We start from the raw sequence: 281 nt of genomic DNA on the forward strand, positions 1-281 counted from the left end.
CTCGTTCTCAGGCATCGCCGTGGCCATCGTGATCTGGCTCGTGAGTGTCGGTGGTGAATCTGTCGCGGATCGACAGCTGAGCGCTTTCCGCGCCAACCCTGCCAACCGGGGCAAGACCTGCCGCAAGGGACTGTGGCGCTACTCGCGCCACCCGAACTATTTCTTCGAATGGCTGCACTGGTTCGCCTATGTGGTTCTGGCGATCGGCTCACCACTGTGGTGGCTGGCGTGGAGCGGTCCGGTAGTGATGTTCGTGTTCCTGCGCTTCGTCAGTGGCGTGC

1 protein-coding gene is annotated in these 281 nt (G+C 62.3%); it reads left to right on the forward strand.

Annotated elements, in window-relative coordinates; all coding sequences use genetic code 11:
- Positions 1–281, forward strand: a 281-nt coding sequence (locus CBX98_RS26125) for a DUF1295 domain-containing protein (protein WP_146192951.1), incomplete at both ends; no start/stop codon positions are given.

Source organism: Vibrio sp. T9 (assembly GCF_003123985.1).
In the GTDB taxonomy this organism is placed as follows: Bacteria; Pseudomonadota; Gammaproteobacteria; order Enterobacterales; family Vibrionaceae; genus Vibrio; species Vibrio diabolicus.